This is a genomic window from Jutongia sp. SJQ-6 (assembly GCF_054161275.1).
The window spans coordinates 1,800,843-1,822,019 of sequence record NZ_CP195314.1 but is presented as its reverse complement, the minus strand read 5'-3'; the positions used below and the strand labels follow the sequence as shown (position 1 = coordinate 1,822,019).

At 41.5% G+C, this 21,177-nt stretch carries 11 protein-coding genes; 8 read left to right on the top strand and 3 right to left on the bottom strand.

What is annotated here, in order from left to right:
• Window positions 1–158 precede the first annotated feature (158 nt).
• Window positions 159–2,510 carry a cellulase family glycosylhydrolase gene (locus tag ACSAJE_RS08230; protein WP_458008803.1) on the top strand — a complete coding sequence of 784 codons (2,352 nt, stop codon included), beginning with the start codon at window positions 159–161 and terminating at the stop codon, window positions 2,508–2,510.
• 1,487 nt (window positions 2,511–3,997) lie between these two features.
• Here the strand turns inward: ACSAJE_RS08230 and ACSAJE_RS08225 are convergent.
• Together ACSAJE_RS08225 and ACSAJE_RS08220 are read right to left on the bottom strand one after the other, a co-directional pair.
• Window positions 3,998–6,100, bottom strand: coding sequence for a leucine-rich repeat protein (locus tag ACSAJE_RS08225; RefSeq protein WP_458008802.1), 2,103 nt, complete (start codon window positions 6,098–6,100; stop codon window positions 3,998–4,000).
• A gap of 105 nt (window positions 6,101–6,205) precedes the next feature.
• A complete protein-coding gene (locus tag ACSAJE_RS08220; protein WP_458008801.1) occupies window positions 6,206–7,252 on the bottom strand; it encodes a tyrosine-type recombinase/integrase in 1,047 nt (348 codons plus the stop codon).
• Between the two features lie 437 nt (window positions 7,253–7,689).
• On the opposite strand from ACSAJE_RS08220, the gene ACSAJE_RS08215 reads away from it, so the two are divergent.
• The 7 genes from ACSAJE_RS08215 to ACSAJE_RS08185 all read left to right on the top strand — a co-directional run bounded on the left by ACSAJE_RS08215 (window position 7,690) and on the right by ACSAJE_RS08185 (window position 19,927).
• Window positions 7,690–10,437, top strand: coding sequence for a leucine-rich repeat protein (locus ACSAJE_RS08215; protein ID WP_182448211.1), 2,748 nt, complete (start codon window positions 7,690–7,692; stop codon window positions 10,435–10,437).
• A gap of 431 nt (window positions 10,438–10,868) precedes the next feature.
• A complete protein-coding gene (locus ACSAJE_RS08210; protein WP_458008800.1) occupies window positions 10,869–12,695 on the top strand; it encodes a leucine-rich repeat protein in 1,827 nt (608 codons plus the stop codon).
• Window positions 12,696–13,109: 414 nt separating this feature from the next.
• Window positions 13,110–15,470, top strand: a complete 2,361-nt coding sequence (gene yicI / locus ACSAJE_RS08205) for an alpha-xylosidase (protein ID WP_458008799.1) — start codon at window positions 13,110–13,112, stop codon at window positions 15,468–15,470.
• A gap of 78 nt (window positions 15,471–15,548) precedes the next feature.
• Window positions 15,549–15,674, top strand: coding sequence for a hypothetical protein (locus ACSAJE_RS08200; protein ID WP_458008798.1), 126 nt, complete (start codon window positions 15,549–15,551; stop codon window positions 15,672–15,674).
• Between the two features lie 131 nt (window positions 15,675–15,805).
• The gene (locus ACSAJE_RS08195) at window positions 15,806–18,175 is read left to right on the top strand and encodes a hypothetical protein (RefSeq protein WP_458008797.1); all 2,370 of its coding nucleotides are present in this window, start codon (window positions 15,806–15,808) and stop codon (window positions 18,173–18,175) included.
• 92 nt (window positions 18,176–18,267) lie between these two features.
• Window positions 18,268–19,182, top strand: coding sequence for a C39 family peptidase (locus ACSAJE_RS08190; protein WP_458008796.1), 915 nt, complete (start codon window positions 18,268–18,270; stop codon window positions 19,180–19,182).
• 238 nt (window positions 19,183–19,420) lie between these two features.
• Window positions 19,421–19,927: an SEC-C metal-binding domain-containing protein gene (locus ACSAJE_RS08185; RefSeq protein ID WP_118690488.1), complete on the top strand. Its 507-nt coding sequence runs from the start codon at window positions 19,421–19,423 to the stop codon at window positions 19,925–19,927.
• A 259-nt stretch (window positions 19,928–20,186) separates the two neighbouring features.
• Here ACSAJE_RS08185 and ACSAJE_RS08180 read toward each other — a convergent pair whose 3' ends face one another.
• Entirely contained in the window at window positions 20,187–21,038 is an 852-nt protein-coding gene (locus tag ACSAJE_RS08180; protein WP_458008795.1) for a hypothetical protein, read from the bottom strand.
• Between the last annotated feature and the right edge of the window lie 139 nt (window positions 21,039–21,177).

The following is a 21,177-nucleotide window of genomic DNA, read 5'->3' as shown; positions in this document are numbered from 1 at the left end:
GTCAGATAAATGGCAGTTTCGAATACGATATAGAAAAAATCATGTGATTCATCACAAATAATTCCAGTGAAAAAAAGTGCGTCTCATGTTATAATTACGGAGTAAAGTACGTTTTTGCGTAAAATTACAATAAACCATAAAGGAGGAGGATTATTACAATGAAACAACGTTACACAAAAAGAATCGTTGCTTTTGCACTTGCACTTGCAATGGTACTTACAGGAGGAGCATTTTCTACTGTATTTAATACCGCCAGCGCGAGCGCAGCTTCTAAGAAAGCAACCCTGAAACTGAAGAAAAAAGTTTCAATTACAGCAGGCAAGAAAGTCACATTAAAGATCAAAAAGAAAAATGTGAAGAAGATTAAGTCCCAGAAGTGGACAACCAGCAAGAAGAGCGTGGCTACCGTATCCAAGAAGGGTAAGGTTACCGCTAAGAAGGCTGGTAAGGCAACTATCAAGGTAAAGGTTAAATACATTGCAAAGGGATCTAAGAAAGTAAAGAAAAAGACTTTGAAATGTACTGTTACGGTTAAGAAGAAAGCAACACCTGCACCTGCACCGGCAAATGTTGCTACTAAGAAACCTGCAACGACAACACCCGCACCAACCCCTAAGGTTACACCAACTCCGGATCCGGAGGCAGTAATCTATGGAAGACCATCCGGTAATGATGTTATTAAATATACGATTGATGACAAATCCAATATCGGTGATGAGAAGACAGTAACATTTACAGATGGTTCTACAGTAACATCCAAAGATAATGGAACAGTTCGTAAGGAACTTTCTTCTCAGGATTTAGCAGACTCTAAGATGGGTATGGGTGTAAACATTGGTAACACGTTGGAAGCAGTCCAGGGAATCTCTGCCAAGAAGAGCATGGCTGCTACTGATTATGCGACAGCAGATCCATCGTGGTTTGTATCTGCGTGGGGCAATGTTGAGATCACGCAGGAGTATTTAGATGCATTACATTCATACGGCATTAATACCGTACGTATTCCGGTAGCTTGGACAAATGGTGATAACGATGATGGATCATATACGATCAATGCCAAGATGTTAGATGCTGTAGAGAAAGCAGTGATCTACGCTTTGAATAATGGTATGTATGTTATCATCAACGATCATTGGGACAACCAGTGGTGGGGTCAGTTCGGCGCTTGCAAGCGTGATGAGAATGGCAAGAAAGTTGCAAACGAAGAAGTTCGTGCACAGGCATGGGTTCGTTATGAGAAATATTGGACTCAGATTGCAGAGCGTTTTAACAAGTATTCCGATCATCTGATCTTTGAGGGGGCTAATGAGGAACTCGGAGATCGTTTGAACGACAGCATTTACTCCAACGGTTATTCTACAACGGATAAACAGGGTGATGTTGCAATTGGTGGCAACTTAAAGACAGCTGATAAGTATAAAATGGCAAACGAGATCAATCAGAAATTTGTTGATGTTATCCGTGCTACAGGTGGTAACAATGCAAACCGTCATCTGTTGATCCCAGGTTACAACACTGACATTGAAAAGACAGTAAACGCTAGGTTTGTAATGCCGAAAGATACTGCTGAGAATGGCAAGACAAAGCTTTTCGTATCTGTACATTACTACACTCCGTGGGATTTTTGTGGTGATGGCGGTGCCGGTTCATATACGTATGGAGATCGCCAAAAAACAGTAGAGAATTTTGAGCTCCTTAAGAGATTTTCTGATGAAGGATATGCATATATCATCGGTGAGTGTGGTGTCTGCAGTCCTCAGACAGTCACCGGTAGTGTAACTACTTGGTTTAATGATACGTTCAAGGAAGCAGCTAAATATCATGCTGTGCCGGTACTTTGGGAGACTGGTCAGTATTTTGATAGAACTGCAGCAACTTTAAAATTTAAGGATGTTGCCGTATACTTTAACGAGATTAATGGTGCTAACGGCGACACAAGTATGACTAAGACAACGGGTAAATCTACAGATGTTTCTTTCATTAAGGAAGTTGGCGATAAGAAGTCTGTATGGAACTGGACCGGTGTTTGGTACAAGAACGGTGGTGACTATGCATATGGTGAGAACCGTTACAACGATAAGGCTGATAAGACTAACGGAGAAGATCCGGATGTAGCTAAGAAGATGATCCCATCCAGCACAGTATCTCCTACGATTGCAGGCGATACTACAACAATCACCTTTGATGGTACCGGATATCAGTCATTCCTCAACATTGATGTCAGCAAGTACAAGAAGCCGGCCATCGCAGTACAGTTCGCTCCTGAGACATTGGACAAGGCAAACTGGAAATCAGATGACGAGGATAACGTTGGACATATCCAGTTGGGTGTATCTGATACAGCGACGTTCAAGGATGATGTAGATATTGATTATGCTGATTTCGCAGGTAAGCTCATCGTATTAGATGAAGCAGGATTAAGCTTGACAAAGGATAGACATTATCTGTCATTGACATTTAGTGGACGTCCAACGATCACAGGCATCCAGATCTACGAGTTAGGCGAATAATTACCGCTTAATTATTGATTGATGGTAGTGCAAACGATGATTCGTGATTGACAGTAATTGTTTTAAGATAAGTAATCAGAACAAGAACGACCTCCGTGAGGTATCTTATAGATACTCCGCGGAGGTTTTTTATGTTTATACTGCGTAAATAAAAAGGACCATTGGTGCATTTATATTGTAAATGCGGCGTCAAAGCTTATGCTATGGAATAGGAAAATGCTGTTATGTAGCGTGACATCGCCAAGAATTGCTTCAGCAATTCTTGCAAAGCAAAGCGCCGGCAGGTATAGGTCGTTGATAAGAGAGTACCGGGTGAATGGAATTTGTTGGATTGAGCTGTTGATTATAGGTAACGGCAAATACGGATTCTATATGTAGAGAGGGAGAAACAAGCTGGAATCAGCGAAAGCCCCAAAGCAGTCACCCGAAAGAAGCCAATAGGCAAGCTGGAATCAGCGAAAGCACCAAAGCAGTCACTCAAAGAAGCTAATAGGCAAGCTGAAATCAGCGAAATCGCCAAAGCAGTCACTCAAAGAAGCCGATAGGCAAGCTAGAATCAGCGAAAACGCCAAAGCAGTCAACCAAAGAAGCACGATAGGCAAGCTAGAATCAGCGAAAACGCCAAAGCAGTCAACCGAAATAGCCCATATAGGCAAGCCGAAATAGAGAAAGCCCCCAAAGCAGTCAACCAAAGAAGCCAAAAAGCAAGCTGAAATCAGCGAAATCGCCAAAGCAGTCACTCAAAGAAGCCGATAGGCAAGCTAGAATCAGCGAAAACGCCAAAGCAGTCAACCAAAGAAGCACGATAGGCAAGCTAGAATCAGCGAAAACGCCAAAGCAGTCAACCGAAATAGCCCAATAGGCAAGCCGAAATAGAAAAAGTCCCCAAAGCAGTCAACCGAAATAGCCCAATAGGCAAGCCGAAATAGAAAAAGTCCCCAAAGCAGTCAACCAAAGAAGCCAAAAAGCAAGCTGGAATCAGCGAAAACGCCAAAGCAGTCAACCGAAATAGCCCAATAGGCAAGCTGAAATAGAGAAAGTCCCCAAAGCAGTCAACCAAAGAAGCCAAAAAGCAAGCTGAAATCAGCGAAAGCGCCAAAGCAGTCAACCAAAGAAGACCGATAGGCAAGCTGAAATAGAAAAAGTCCCCAAAGCAGTCAACCAAAGAGGCCGATAGGCAAGCTGGAATCAGGGAAAGCATCACAGACACCAATATAAGTAGTCTCAGTTATAGATAATGGTGGATTGAGTTGACAAGTATTCAATATGATACCATTCGGAGACAAAGTTGAAATAAGCTGATCGAGATTGAATAAATTGCATCGCTGTCATACAAAAGGGAAGATAATAAATATGGCAAGTCAAAGAAGTGAAAATCGTATCATGACAAAAACAATAGGGTCTGTGCAAATGCACAGACCCTATTCGACGTAATGTCTTTCATAAATGACTCAATAACTATCAAAATTTGATGTTAATTTCTTTAATTATTTGAATTTTTTGTAACCACTCTTCTTTAACTTCTTAACATTAGCTTTAGTTATCTTCTTAGAAGCACCCTTAACTTTGATTGTCTTCTTGCATCCTTTGAATGCCTTCTTAGTAACCTTTGTTAATTTAGCCTTTACTTTCAAAGTAGATAACTTCTTGCAGTTAGCAAATGCGCCTGCAGGAATAGACTTAATGTTTTTGCTAAGAGAGATTGTCTTAGCATTAGCACCCTTGAACGCGTTCTTACCAATGCTTGTTACTTTGTAATTGTAGCCATTGATCTTAGCAGTAGCAGGTGAAGAAAGCTTAGATGCCTTCTTACCGGCCTTAGAGAGACCAACTAATGACAATGTACCAGCTTTCTTAGCTGTAGCGGCTTTTGTTACTTTATAAACAACCTTGCCGCTCTCAACCTTAGCACCTTTTTTAGGAGCCTTAGGTGCTTTTGTAGGTGCAGGTGTATTAGTAGGCTTATTAGTAGGACCAGGTGTCACATTTGGATTATCACTTGGCTGTACTGTAGGAGCTGGTGTGTTTGTAGGACTTGGAACATCCTCTGCTTCGCAGATCACAATTTTTGTAATCGTACGATTATGTCCACAAATATAAATCTCATCGCCCAAACCTGCAATATCAGCTGAAAATTCAGTGAATAAAACGCTTGTTGCATCAGCACCATCTACGCTGTTTCCGTCTTCATCCTTGAAACCAGACTGATCGCCAAACTGATTTCCTTCAGCTACCGTAAAATAGGTGCTATCAGCGGTACGTCCATACAAAGGAGCTGTTTTTTTCCAACTTGATTCTGTAATTCTGAAAGTAGTATCCTTGCTAGGATCACCGGTATATGCGCTGGTAATCAACTGCAATACTGGTTGTTTGTATTTTGAAGAATCATACTTTACAGTAATAACGCAAGCGTTGGAGCCATCTTCCTGAACAGTCAATCCATCTGATACAGTTGTGGTCTCTGTCTCAAACGTATCATCGCCGTATTGATAAATATTGGCAGTACCATTCCATGTCAATGTTTCACCATGGAGATTAGGATCAACGGTTGGTGTTGCAGTTGGTGCTGCAGTCGGTGCTGTGGTTGGTGCTGTGGTTGGTGCTGTGGTTGGTGCGTTTGTAGAAGTTGCATCTGGTAAAGAATGTGTAGCATCACCAATTGCATATGTGATTTCCAATTTGTTAAAAGCTTCATAGGTATAGTCGTCAGCGAAAATACCCGGGACATCACCCCAAGCATTACAAATTGTAATGCGACCGGTTGTCTTTTTGTCGTTTTCAGTACCGTAAACGATTTTAGACAGGTCAACATTTTCTAATTCTTTGCCATCGGCTTTGATAGAATAAATTTTAGCAATCTGTCCTTCAGCATATGTCAGGTTTGTATCAATTCCGATGAAATTACCAGAAAAGCAAGCTTTTTTGTCGCTATCGTATGTGATAGTTGAAAGTTCACCGAGATTGCCTGTGCCTTCAACATTAAAATCCCATTCAGCGACATCGGATTTAGAAACATCCATCTGCGCACTTAACTTTGCAGTAAAATCGCTTTCAACAGTAGGTGCATCTGGTAAAGAATGTGTAGCATCGCCAATTGCATATGTGATTTCCAATTTGTTAAAAGCTTCATAGGTATAGTCGTCAGCAAAAATACCAGGGACATCACCCCAAGCATTACGAATTGTAATGCGACCGGTTGTCTTTTTGTCGTTTTCAGTACCGTAAACAATTTTAGACAGGTCAACATTTTCTAATTCTTTGCCATCGGCTTTGATAGAATAAATTTTAGCAGTTTGACCCTCTACATAGGTTAAATCAGTGTCAATTCCAATAAAATTTCCTGAGAAGCAAGCTTTCTTATCACTATCGTATGTGACAGTGGAAAGTTCTCCAAGCTTACCTGTACCTTCAGCACTAAAATCCCATTCAGCGACATCAGATTTAGTAACATCCATTTGTGCACTTAATTTTGCAGTAAATGCAGTTGCATCGTCTGCGCTTGCTGGTGCAAAATTAACATTTGCTGTAAGTCCTAATGTCATTGCACCGGCAAGAACCCATGACAAAACTTTTTTTGTTTGTTTTCTCATTATTTCTCCTCCTCTTTTTATTATTGAGTCATCGTACATAATTGAAAAACGTATGTAAATTTTGAACTTAAGAGTTATGAAATAAAAAGTTGTAAAATGTCGAAATCACATTCCGAATTTTTCTAATTTCTTCATATTTTCCCGACACATATCTGAAGAAACATGAGTATATAAATCCATAGTGATCTGTATACTACTGTGTCCCAATAGTGTCTGCACTACTTTAGGCGGAATACCGACCTCAAAACATCTAGTCGCAAAACTATGCCGTAGTGTATGGGGATGAATGTGTTTAATATAATAGGAAGAAGATGATTTTAACGCTTGTTTATTTAGTTCATCAGTCATACGATCCAAAATAATTTGGATATCACGCCGTTGCATTGGACGACCAAGGCTGTTTACAAACACAAGGTTTTCAAAATCCTCAATAGGTGACCATTTGGCAGAGTTTTGTTTTAATTGTTTTATTTTGTCACATTGTTGCAAAAAGGCATTATGCACAGGCGTTGACATAGGGATACAGCGTTTGCTGTTAACTGTTTTCGGGGATTGAAACGAAAACGTATATTTTTGCAAATCTGTATTCCATAGGTAAAGTAACGTTTTTTCGATATAAATTGTTTTTTGTTTCAAATCAATATTGTCCCACGTCAAAGCAAGTAATTCGCCGACGCGTATTCCGGTTCCAAGCAACACAGTAATAGGCAAAGAACGATCGCGCCACTTTGGCTGTTGCATTAAATTAGCGAAAAGCTGTTGCTCTTCCGATGACAAAACACGTCTGTGTTTGTTTTGTAATGACTGAAGCTTGGTACCGCAACATGGATTTTTCACGATCAAATCATTTTGAACCGCGATTTCAAACATATTCGAGAGTATAGCATGGATGCAATGCTGGTACTTGGATGATAGTTCGAGCGAATTGTGCATTTGCTGGATATGCATTGTGCGAATTTCGCAAAGCGGCATATAACCTAAAAATTTTTTGATATGATTATTATAGATGCAGCAATAATTTTGGATTGTCGATGGTTTAACAACGCCGGTTTTATAATTCTGTATCCAAAAAGAATACCATTCGTTTAGCGTTAGGCTGCTTTTGGCTAAATTGCCATTTGTGTTATTAGAATTACATTTTTGCTTTGTCATAAAAAGCCTCACTTTCAAGTTTTTGAAAGGTATTATAACAAGATATAAATAAACTTATTCTTTCCGTTTTTTTGCCATAATGGAAATGCGAAACACGTATTCGTGGCAGGAAAGTTCTGAATAATGCTTGCATGGCAGGCTTGTCGTATTGTGAATATTTACGGTAAAAATCATCGATATAGACAGGATTAAGATATAATTTTGTGTATATTTAACAAAATCGGCAATAGATTTTCCGAAAAACAGGTAAAAATGATTGATTTTTTTACCGTATCGTGTTAGAATATATTTTGTAAATTTTTATGTATATAAATGAAAGGCTATGGTGTGTTTTGACTGAAATATGAGCTTTTGTTTCATGGCTCTTAAGTTCAAAACTTACGTACAGCATTTCAATTATGTACGATGACTCAATAATAAAAAGAGGAGGAGAAATAATGAGAAAACAGACAAAAAAAGTTTTGTCATGGATTCTTGCCGGAGCAATGGCGTTAAGTCTTATTCCTAGCGTCGGCCTTGTGTCTGAAAAAGCAGATGCTGCGGTATCTACTGTGGACAAGGTTGTATTTGATAAGGCAGTTGAATCTAAGTTAGTAGGCGGAGATTCTGGAGAAGCTCGTTTGTTAGTATTTAACAACTGGGGCAAGTATGATCCAAATGCACTTGAAGGAATCAGCATGAAAGATGCATCTATTACTTTTAATGTTGAAGGTGTAGCTGATGTGTTGGCGAAGACAGGTGCTAAGTCTATTAAAGCATTCCTTGGATTGAATTCAAGTGATTGGTCAGTGAATACTCTTGGTAACACTGCACCTGCAGATGGAGTAACAGAAATTGAGAAAGATGGAACCTATACAGTAACATATACTGGTTCCTCAACAATTACACTTGGAAATCAGATGGGTGTAATGTTTACTGACATCGACTCTGCTTTAGAGAAAGATGATGACAAGAATGTAACAGCAGGTTTGAAAGTTTCTGATACAAAGCTTCAGATTAAAGCTCCTGCTTTAATGAAAGATGTTACATCTTTCGATAAAGCGGTAGAATCTAAGTTAGTAGGCGGAGATTCCGGAGAAGCTCGTTTGTTAGTATTTAACAACTGGGGCAAGTATGACCCGAGTGAGCTTGAAGGTATTGATGTAAAGAATGCATCTATTACTTTCAAGGTTGCAGGTGTTGCTGATGTATTGGCAAAGACCGGTGCTAAGTCTATTAAAGCATTTCTTGGCTTAAATTCAAGTGACTGGTCTGTAAATACTCTTGGAAACACAGTTCCTGCAGACGGAGTAACAGAAATTGAGAAAGATGGAACTTATACTGTAACATATACTGGTTCTTCTACGGTTAAATTAGGAAACCAGATGGGTGTAATGTTCGCTGATATCGATTCTGCATTAGAGAAAGATGATGACAAGAATGTAACAGCTGGTTTAACAGTATCTGATGCATCTCTCAAAGTTGAGGTGGCAAAGGAAGTTAAGAGCGTTGCAAAATTCGATGGTGCTACAGAAAGCAAATTCGTAGGTGGCGACAGTGGAGAAGCAAGACTTCTTGTATTCAACAACTGGGGCAAGTTTGATCCAAATACAATGGAGGGTCAGACACTTAGAGACATCTCTATTTCTTTCAAGGCAGCAGGCGTTGCAGATGTATTAGCAAAGACAGGCGCTAAGTCTATCAAGGCATTCATCGGTGTGAACTCAAGTGACTGGTCTGTAAATACATTAGGTAACACAGTACCATCAGCTGGTGTTGTTGAAATCGAAAAAGACGGAACATATACAGTATCTTATACTGCAGCAGGAGAAATTACTCTTGGAAATCAGTTAGGTGTAATGTTCGCTGACATCGATTCTGCATTAGAGAAGGATGATGACAAGAACGTAACAGCTGGTTTAACAATTTCTGATGTAACTATGAAGACAACAGAATTGAAATTCACAGACGATACAGAAGGACCGGAAGTAACACCTACTCCAGAAGCAACAGAGGCTCCTAAGGCTTATGACGAGGCTCTTTGGGCTACAAAGGGTATCCATGCTTACATCGCATATCAGATGGATGGAACTTGGGATTATCGTAATGGTTACAAGCCAAATGATCTTGGAAAACAGGATACTTACGATTACATCAAAGCAAGCGGTGACGCTGCAAACTTTAAGGCTACTGACGTATTACTTACAAGAGATGGTGAGTATACAGTAGCTATTAGCGGTATCGATTTAACAGCAGCTACGAAGTACAACTTGTTGTCTATCGCAACAGATCTTTCTGCTAAGACAGAAGAAAACCCAGATGGTGCATATGCAGATGTTAAGTTATCTGTTACATCTATGAAGGTTGATGGTGCTGAAGTTGCTAAAGATCTGAGCCTTGTTCAGAAAGCAGATGAGTTGTATTACTACTATCCACTGATCAACAAGTGGAATGCTGATGATAAGGGACCTTTGTTTGACAAGACAGATGCTGAAGAGTTAGCAATTCCAGAGAACAGCATTGAGATTACATTTAAGGTTACAGGACTTAAGGCTGCATTGAATGACCTTAAGGAAGGTACTTATAAAGATCCTGAGACAGGTGAGAATGTAAAGAACGATACTATTACAAAGGACGATATTGATGCGTCTGAGGGTGTTCTTCCTACACCGAGTGAAAAGCCAACTGTTAAACCAACTGTTAAACCAAGCGAGAAGCCAAATGTAACATCTGCGCCACTGAAAGACAAACCTACTAAGGCGCCACAGGCTCCTAAGAAGGGAAAGAAGGTTGAGAGCGGCAAGGTTGTTTACAAGGTAACAAAGGCTGCTACAGCTAAGAAAGCTGGTACATTATCAATCGTTGGTCTTTCTAAGGCAGGTAAGAAGGCATCCAGCCTCTCTGCACCAGCTACAGCTAAGATCAATGGCTACAGCTACAAAGTAACAAGTATTGGCAAGAACGCATTCAAGGGCGCTAATGCTAAGACAATCTCTCTTGGCAAGAACATTAAGTCCATTCCTGCAGGAGCATTTGCTAACTGCAAGAAGTTATCTACTTTGAAGGTAAAAGCTAAATTAACAAAGGTTGCTAAGAAAGCATTCAAGGGATGCAAGAAGACAATCAAGGTTAAGGGCGCTTCTAAGAAAGTAACTAAGGCTAATGTTAAGAAGTTAAAGAAGAGCGGTTACAAGAAATTCAAATAATTAAAGAAATTAGCATTAAATTTTGATAATTATTGAGTCATTTAAAATATGGTGAAAACCGGAAAACAGTCGTGCCGAAAGGTGCGGCTGTTTTTTAATTATCGGAAATATTTTATCGAAAATTGCTGTTGTGTGGAGTAATGCTATCAAGAATTGCTTTAGCAATTCTTGCAAAGCAAAGCGCTGATATTGCCTTTCATAAAGTGGTTTTGAATTGCAGAAGCCTCTGCATCAAGAGGATTCTCTATTTTTGTAGGTAAAATAAGCCTTTTTTTTAAAGGAAAAAGGGCTGGAATTTTCAAAGAAAATTTTGTATAATAGTACATGATTTGGGGGACATCAGCATTCAAGTATGATATCCTGACCAGAATGTTCAAGAACTTGTCAATGTTTGACCAAAACATTGCAAAATGAAAAGGAGGAAAATATTCATGAGAAAACAGTCAAAGAGTATACTCGCTATGATTCTCACAGCAGCTATGGTTGTTTCTTTAGGTGCTGGTGTGACTGGTGAGAAGTCTAAAGCTGCAGATGCAACTAAGATCGCACCAGAATTTACTGCATATCTTGTGCAGAATAACAGTAAGATTTTCAACACAACAGACAGAGTTGTAAAGGACAGCACAGGTGCTCTTAAGCAGGTTGATGATACTTACAAGCTTGCAACAGGCGAGACAGAAGAGGTTAATGGTGGTTTTGTAGCATCTTCAGGAGCCATCTCTACGACAGGCACATATACAGTATCTGCAGTAGCAGAGGATGACGCAGATGACCTTTTGACAGAGGCAAAATATCTTGGAATTGAGTTTGGTACTTTGGGTGCAAAGGATGTATCCGGCAAGAAGAATTATGTTGTACCTAGCACATTTTCTGTAAAGCCTAAGACTATCACGATCACTGGTGCTGACGGTAAAGTAAAGCAGACACTTGATTGGTCTAAGGCAAGCGTTTATAACGATGGTAATAAAGTGACAGGAAAGCTTCGTGCTGGTATTGTTAATAACTACTGCAGCACATCCGCAAGTAAGGCAGACGAGTTCCAGAAAGCAAACCCATTTATGACAAATGCTAATGGTACATGGACAAACGCAGGCGATCCGGTTGAGGTTGTCGCAGGTGATACATTCGCAGTTACATTTGAAGTATCTGCTGAGGCACCTGTAGTAACACCTACTCCAAAGCCAACCGCTGCTCCTACACAGGCACCGGCATTGAAGACATATGATGCATACCTTGGATTCCAGACGGATAACTACATCTTCCGTAACGCTTGGAATGACAGCACACTTGGTCTGAAGAGCAAGGATATTAAGTATAATTCTCAGGTATCACTTAGCACAGGTGATAAGTACAAAGCTTATCCTGCTAAGATTGCTAATGCTACAATGAAAGCAAATGGAACGAACTATACAGTATCTATCTCAGGTGTGAACTTTAAGACGATCAAGGGCGCTGAGAAAGATGCTAAGACAGCTAAGGGCTTCAACATGCTCTATGTTACAACTCAGATTCCTTTGACACAGAAGGGTGTAACTGCTGTTAATGCTACATTAAAGATTGATGGCAAGGTTGTTAAGAGTGGTTTCTCACTTCCTAACAAGCCGGACGCTGACGAGTATTATCAGTTCATGGTAGCTGACGGATATTCTGAGGATGATGGAATCAAGAATGTAGCTTATCCTAAGGGAAAAGATGCAAGTTCTGCATTGAGTACTTTGACAACACTTCCTACAAGCAGCATGGAGATTACATTCCAGCTCAAAGGTGCTAACTTCGAAGCAGCTAAGAGAATTGGCTACAAGAAGGGTGCTAAGTTCGAGTCTGGTAACTTCAAATATCAGGTAACAAAGGTTGCAACAGCTACAAGCTCTAAGAAGACAAAGGGTGTTGTAACAGTAGTTGGCTTGTCCAAGAAGGGTAAGAAGGCTTCTAAGCTTAGCGTAGGTACTAGTGTATCTAAGACTGTAAGCAAGGTTAAGGCTACTTACAAGATCAACAAGCTTGGCAAGAATGCATTCAAGGGTGCTAAGGCTAAGAAAGTTACTCTTGGTAAGACGATCAAGTCTATCCCGGCAGGTGCGTTCAAGAACTGCAAGAAGCTTTCTAAACTTACATTGAAAGCTAAAGTTTCTGTAAAGAAGGGCGCATTCAAGGGATGCAAGAAGACAATCAAAGTTACTGCTGCATCTAAGTCTAAGAAGGCAAAGAAAGCTCAGATTAAGAAACTTAAAAAGAGTGGATACAAGAAATTCAAATAATTTTCGATAGAAAATTAGAAGGAATTGAGTCAAACAAATTCTTGAACACAAAACATTGGTTTTAAGGGAGACCGTGATTCGATCATAGATCGGATCACGGTCTTTTTATGGAGTAGGAAAATGCTGTTATGCAGCGTGACATCACCAAGAATTGCTTTAGTAATTCTTGCATAGCAAAGCACTGGCTTTGCTCTTTTTTATGTCATGAGCGAACTTCTCACCGAAATTAGCATGAAATATCAAAATAATGTTATAAATTGCCCTAATAATTATAGACGAAACAAATACATGCAAGTATAATAGAACTATCAAGTCGCAAGATATGCGCAAGCAGATGATCTCATCTTACTGATCTGACAGGTGAGGATAAAATCATCAAAATTAGAGAAAAGGTATTTTGAAAGGAGACGAAACATGAAAGTAGCAGACGGATTTTGGTTAAGCAAACAGGGTTACAATGTGAACTACGCTTCTCAAGCTTACAAGGTGGAGACAACAGAGAATTCCATCAAAGTATTAGCTACACCATATACGGTTTTGAATCGTGGTATGACATTGGGCGGACCAAACCTTGAGATTACATATTCTTCTACATCAGAGAATATCATCAAGGTACACATTGATCATTACAGAGGAGGATTGGACAACATTCCTCGTTATGAGTTGAACGAGGATACAGGATATACTCCTGAGATCACTCGCACAGAGGACAAGGTAACATTGAAGTCTGGCGATACTCGTGTAGAGATCAAGATCGCAGATGATTGGGAAGTACAGTATTACTACAAAGATAAGCTTTTGACAGGCGGTGCATGGAGATCTACATCCATCATCAACGAGAGCCAGTATACAGCAAATGCGCGCATGAACACACAGGAGGACGATCAGTTCTTCAACTACCCACAGGATCCTCACACAACATATTTGCGTGAGCAGTTAAAGACAGACATCGGTGAGTGCATTTATGGTTTCGGTGAGAAATTCACTCCATTCGTAAAGAATGGTCAGACAGTAGAGACATGGAACTGTGATGGTGGTACATGTTCTGATCAGAGTTACAAGACAGTACCTTTCTATATCTCATCTAAGAGCTATGGTGTATTGGTCAACAGCTCTGACAAAGTGTCTTTCGAGGTAATGAGCGATACAGTTTCCAAGGTAACATTTACGGTACCGGGTGAAGAGTTAGAGTACTTCATTATCGGTGGTGAGAACTTAGAGCATGTATTAGAGAACTACACAACATTGACAGGTAAGCCTGCATTGCCACCGGCATATTCCTTCGGTCTGTGGTTGTCTACTTCTTTCACAACAAGCTATGATGAGAAGACAGTAAACAGCTTTATCGATGGTATGGCAGAGCGCAAGATCCCATTGCAGGTATTCCACTTTGACTGTTTCTGGATGAAGGGTTACGAGTGGTGTAACTTTGAGTGGGATGATGAGATGTTCCCGGATCCTGAGGGAATGTTAAAGAGACTACACGACAAGGGCTTAGAGATCTGTGTATGGATCAACTCATACATTGCACAGCAGTCCAAGTTGTTTGATATTGGTAAAGAAAAAGGCTATTTCATCAAGAATCTGGACGGAAGCGTATTCCAGTGTGATATGTGGCAGCCTGGTATGGCAATTGTCGATTTCACAAACCCAGAGGCTTGTGCTTGGTTCAAGGGTCTTTTGAAGAAGCTGTTTGACATGGGTGTTAATAACATCAAGACAGACTTTGGTGAGAGAATCCCTACTAAGGTAAAATATTACGATGGATCTGATCCGATCAAGATGCACAACTACTACACATACCTTTATAACAAGTGTGTATTTGAAGCATTAGAGGAGTATTATGGTAAGGACAAGGCTTGTCTCTTTGCTCGTAGTGCGACTGTTGGTGGACAGAAGTTCCCGGTACACTGGGGTGGTGACTGCTACGCAGAGTATTCTGCAATGTCAGAGACACTTCGTGGTGGACTTTCTCTCTGCTCATCCGGTTTCGGTTTCTTCTCCCATGATATGGGCGGATTCGAGGCTACAGCTCCTGCTGATGTATATAAGAGATGGTGTGCATTCGGACTGTTGTCTACACACAGCCGTCTGCATGGATCTACTTCTTACCGTGTGCCTTGGGCTTATGATAAGGATGGCGATACAGAGGCATGTGATGTACTTCGTCACTACACTGTATTAAAGGGTAAGATGATGCCTTATCTTTGGGCACAGGCTAACAAGACTCATCAGGTTGGTGTTCCAATGATGCGTTCTATGATCATCGCATTCTCTGACGATACTGCTTGTAAGTATCTGGATCAGCAGTACATGCTCGGCGACAACTTGTGCATCGTTCCGGTTATGAATGAAGAAGGTATTGCAGAGTTCTATGTACCGGATTGCGGAACATGGACAGATATCCAGAGCGGTGAGACATACGAAGGTGGTAAGTATTACACAAGAAAATGTGATTATTTCCAGACACCGATCCTTGCGCGTCCAAACAGCATTGTTACTTATGGTAATTTCGATGCAGAGGGCAAAATGAATGTATTGTATGATTATCTGCAGGATGCAGAGGCAGTAGTATATGGATTAGAAGATGGTAAGACTGCAACAGCAACTATTTACGATCAGGAATCCAACAAGCTTACTGATATCGCAGCAACAAGATATGGTGATAAGGTTACTGTTTCTTACACTGCAACAGACAAGAGCTTTAAGATTACTGTAGCAGGCAAGACTGTTGAGGCAGCAGCAGGTACAACAAGTGTTGACATTACTCTGTAATAACAAAAGAGCATATTAAAGTGTTTCCCCTTAAGCGGACAGGGCAAATATCCCGGTCTCGCTTAAGGGTTTTTTATTATGCCAAAGAATGGAAAGAGCCGGTCTGGCAAGCTCTGTGCCAAAGAATGGAAAGAGCCGGTCTGGCAAGCTGTGTGCCAAAGAATGGAAAGAGCCGGTCTGGCAAGCTGTTTGACAAAGAAATGAAACTACGGTATTCTGATGTTTATATGAAACGGAGTTTCTCTCTGTGCATGGAGATAACGGGATTGCCTTGCTTTTTGGCTGTCTTGGCGCAGAGTGATGAATAGTGATTAAAGTGAGGATGAGTATAAAGTATGTTTGATGGAAATGGAGTGACAGGGGCAGTTTTAGCGGTAGGTTATTATGCGTTGTTTCTGGGCAGTGGAATGTATATTGGCAGAAAACTTTTGTGCAAAGAACGATATAGTATTGTGATGCAGTATCTGGTGGGAAGTGTCGCCGGTGTCTTGGCATTACAATGGTTTCCTTTGCTTTTTGCCTTTGCGTTTGATTTTTCGATGACAGCACATGTATTGGCTCTGCTATTACAGATAGTTCTATGTGTGCTGGTTGGTTGGAGATGCCATTGTTCAGAATCTTCACTACAGCAGCATCCATATCGGAAGGTGAACGAATGGAAACGTTTGTTCCGGGAAAATCCGGTTTGGATCCTGATGGCAGTTACATTTGTCTTTTTTTGCTATTGTCTGTATACACATACAATCGTAGGAAATGCTGATGGCAGTATGCACACGGGGCAGTCCACCTACGGCGATATGAATATGCATTTTAGCTTTATTACCAGTATTGCAAATCAGCAGACGTTTCCGCCGGAGTATTCTTTGCTGCCGGGGCATAAATTATCCTATCCGTTTCTGTGCGACAGTGTTAGTTCCAGTTTGTATCTGATGGGCGCAAGTCTACGGCTGGCGTACGTTTTGCCGATGCTCGGAGCAATTTTGCAGGTGTTTGTGGGATTTTACTGCTTGATCAAATATTGGCTTGGCAGATCAGCGACAGCGTTGATCGCTTGGATACTATTCTTTTGGAATGGTGGACTAGGCTTTGTGTATTTTGACAATGCAGAAAAGATACATAAAATCTTTACGGAATTTTATATGACACCAACGAATTATTTGGATAAAAATCTGCGCTGGGTACAGGTTATGGTTGACATGCTGATCCCGCAGCGTGCGACATTATTTGGCTGGTCTATATTGTTTCCACTGTTGGCGTTTTTGTTCCGGGCGATAGCGGAGCGCAAAAAGAAATTGTTTGTTATGGCGGGCGTGGCGGCTGGTGCGCTTCCAATGATCCATACACATTCGTTTTTGGCGCTGGGGATGATATGTGCGGTATGGCTGCTGTTGGATTTGACAGAAAATAGTCTTTTTGAATCAGAAAGAATTGCACTTGGGCGAAAAGCGTCAGCGAGCAGGGGATCTGGCCGAAGAAATGGCAAAGCGACATCTTCTGGACGTAGAAATAGCAAAGCGACATCTTCTGGACGCAGAAATGGCAAAGTAACATCTTCTGGTCGAAGAAGTGCAAACGTGTCTGCGTCAACCGGAAATCGCATAGGAAGCTCAAGTGCTGATGCAACGGCAACGGTATCAGACAGCTGGATTCGATATGCTCTTTATATTGGACTGGCGTTCTTTAGCGTGATGCAGATGATCAACCGCTCGAATGAGTTTGCAGACAAACATGGATTAGCGATAATGATCATTGGGGTTGTGGTGTTTGTCCTGTTTTTGGGATACAAGTTGGTGCGTTATCTGCAAAATAGATTGTGGAAACGTTTGGCATTTACGTGGGGCATTTTTTTGATCTTAGTATTGATATTTGCACTTCCACAGTTATTTATGTGGACATTTTCACAGGCCTCCGGCGATAATTTTGTGCGCAGTCATTTCAATTGGTCCAATAATGGTGATCAGTATATCGTATTTTATCTTAAAAATCTTGGATTGCCATTTGTGCTGCTTTTGCTGTCCTCCTTTGTGGTCAGTGTGAGAAATTTAAAAATAGGTGCACCATATTTGCTGATTTGGTTTGTGGCTGAGCTTGCGGCTTTTCAGCCGAATGACTATGATAACAATAAATTGCTGTTTGTTGGAGCGGTCTTTATATGCGGATTGGCGGCAGATGCGTTAGTTCAGCTTTATGAACGGTATGGCGCAGTGTATTGGCGCAGTGCTATCGGAAAGACTGGTGTAGTGCTTTTGGGTGCCTGCCTGTTATTTGTTAGTGCAATATCCGGCTTTTTGACGATGGGTCGTGAATGGGTATCTGATTATGAATTATATACCGCACCAGCGGTAAAAGCGTGTCGATATATTGAGGACGAAACTACGCCGTGGGATGTGATCTTGACATCAACGGCTCATAACAGTCCGGTCCCGGCGTTGACAGGACGCAGTATCGTGTGTGGTTCCTCTTCGTTTTTGTATTATCATGGTTTGAACTATCAGCAAAATGAACAGGACGTCGAAACGATGTATACGAGTCCGGCGAGTGCTAAGGAGTTGTTCCGGAAGTATGATGTCAATTATATTTATTTGAGCAATCAAGAGTATGGCACGTATAATGTTGACGTGAATGGATTGTATGAAGTGGCAGATGTGATCTGGCAAAAAGATGATGTATCTGTATGGAAAGTGAAAGACGAGATATTTGAGTGACGAGTAGACGGTGATAAGGCAGGAGCTTTGCACGGTAAGTGACAGTTAGAAAGTGAAAAATCCAGAAGCAGATAACGGTAGGAAGGTGAAAGATGAGGTTATTAAGAAACAAGTGGGATGTACTAAAATGCGGACGTATGAACTATTGGAAAGAAAGTGTCTTCGTTGTATTGCTGGCGGTAGTTGTGGTCGTGGGACTTGCTCTGCGTGTGACAGCTTCTCAGACAGTTAAAGGAAAGTCCGCACAGAAAATAACGGCAAGTGGCGGGAAGCAGACCGGGGCTGTTAAAAATGTCGGGGACAAAAACAGCACGGGAGATATGCCGCAAACAGCAGGGAAATCTATCCAAACAGCAGGACAGAACAACGTGGTAAAACCGGAGGATGCAGTGTATACGTTTTTGCAGGGGCCGAAGTCTTGGGGTAAACGTTTGACTTGGTCCGGGAAATGGGCAGAGACGTATTATGACGGTGGCAAATTCGGTGCATTCGGTTGCGGATTTTGTTGTATGGCCAATATTTATTCGTCGCAGACCACTTATGAGGCTTCTCCGGTAGATATTTATAAGTATACCAAGAGGAATACGATTTACGGTGGTGGCGGTGCAGTCGCCTGGGAGTATATGGAAAGTGCTATGCAGGGCCTTGGCTTTGAGGTGTCCCTGCGGCGCAAACCGACATCGTATCGCAAATTTCAAAAGATGATCGCGTCCAATGACTCAGCGATTGTACTTGTCAGCAGCAGTAACTCAGCTTGCTATTGGAAAAATACACCGGGGCATTATGTTACCGTCTTTTTATATGACAAACAGAAAGACGCAGTATTTTTGGGAGATTCCGGTGATCCTAAGCACAACCGCCAGTGGGTTGCACTCAAAAAGATTTATCGCTCGCTGAAGACGGAGAGTGATTATCAGGTAATGACGGTGACAGGATATCAGGCATCCAACGACTCGTGGAAACATAAGAAAGCGAGCGGGACTTGGATACGGCCGGAACAGAAGTAGAGAGCTGTTTTTGGATTTGTTCGTCAATGAGCGCGATGTCATGGTTAGCGAGTATCTATGCAGTCTATGCAGTGGAATATCAAAAAGTGTGGACTTCTGCCGAGAAAACAGGTATAATGCTACAGGGATGAAACGTTGTTAGGCGTGTAGCTGCGTGGACGAGTAATCGCACAAGAAGAAAATTCGCTGTCTTTTCGGTGGATACCAGAGCAGGCAGCAGTAGAAATCGGAGGAAATTATGGGATTATTACAGGAATGGAGAGAGTACGCATATGGCGTAGAATTGAACTCCAAAGAGGGAAAAGCAATTTGGGATAAGTATTTCGAGCAGGAAAAAGCCATTTATCAGCAGTTACTTGCGGCTCCGGAGGAAGTGGTATCCGGTACTGTTCAGGAATTAGCAGATAAATACGGCATGGAATTGAATTATATGGTAGGTTTCTTAGATGGAATCAACGAAAGCTTGAAAGAACCGAACCCAATCGAGGAAATGGAAGCTGACACGGTTGTAAAATTGCCGATTGATTTGGAAAGCTTATATTATCATATGGTAGAAGCGGGTGCTGATTGGTTATATGAACTGCCGGAGTGGGATGAGCTGTTGACACCGGAGCGACGCAAGGAGCTTTATCGTGAGCAGAAAAAGTCCGGTACAATTGTTAAGGAGCGCAAGGTTGGGCGTAATGAGCCATGTCCATGCGGATCCGGGAAGAAATACAAATATTGCTGTGGCCGTGCAAAATAATAGTTTGCCGGCAATGATCGCAATACGTAAGTATTGCAAACGGTAATATAGGATAAGACAAAGGGGCTGTCGCACTAAGCAATTAGTGCGCAGCCCCTTTTTAATTGATAGGATTAGGGTGTTGTGTAGCGTGATAAAAGCAAAACGCTGGTTTTGCTCTTTTTAGTGAAAGTAGTGTTCGAAAGAAGGAAGCACATCAAGGGTTTGAATGCCATTGTTAGATCGTGCCGGAAGCACATCAAAAGCTTGAAGGCTATCGCTAGATCGTGCCTGTGACAACTAATGTGCTAACACCGGGTGTTGTAATCCAAGCCCCCGTTTCCGGATCCTGCGTAAAGGTGGCAGCAGGTACCGTGATCTGACCAGCGGCAGTGGCAAACAAACCGGTTGTTTCGTTGTACGTGTAATTAGTCGGCGCAGTCCATGCGGTTCCGTTGAAAGTTGCGGTCAGACCGGATAAAATCGGATTGAACGTATCAGTGATCGTGGCACCTGTTGTGACGGTAGCAGGTGCACTTCCCATATTCTGGATCAGGAAAGTGTAAGTTAAAATGCCGTTTTCGGTAACAGGGACCGGGCTGACAGATTTGGTAATGTTAAGGATAGGCGTGCTTTCTGCAGCAATCGTTTCGGAGATCGTGATCGGTGTAATGCCGCCACCGGTAATTGTTGCGGTGTTTACAACATCAGAACCGGTTGCAAACGGCGCAAATTCATTTACGGCTGTTTCGTAAATAATTGTTGCATTGCCGTTTGCAGGAACGCTAATACCGGATACGGTCAGTGGCGGCCCGGCTTCAACTGTAGGAGCAGTCTGAAGCGTTCCATTGATATAATAATTTATGGTTCCCGGAATATAGGTAAGAGGTGTAACTGTACCGGTACCAAATGTGTAAGCACCAAGATCATCCGTTAAAGTAAGTCCGTTGAATGCTGTTGCACCGGAATTGACAATGCTGATAATATAGGTGACAGTGTCATTTTGTCCGTAAGTGGTTTTTACAGCGGTCTTGGTAGCAGATAAAACTTCCAAAATTTCACCAACTGCAACGTTGGAATTGGTCACAGCATTACCGTAGCGAAGCTGTGCCTGATTTGTAAAACGTGCCATAGTAACCTCCGTTCTGCCGCTTGTTGCAGCGGCATAATCGATAATTGTAAAAAGATGGTTTCATGTGTCTTACCTTACTGTATGAATAATCTTGCAAAATGTGCCAATCCCACGTATTATATAATTAAAACTTTTGCGC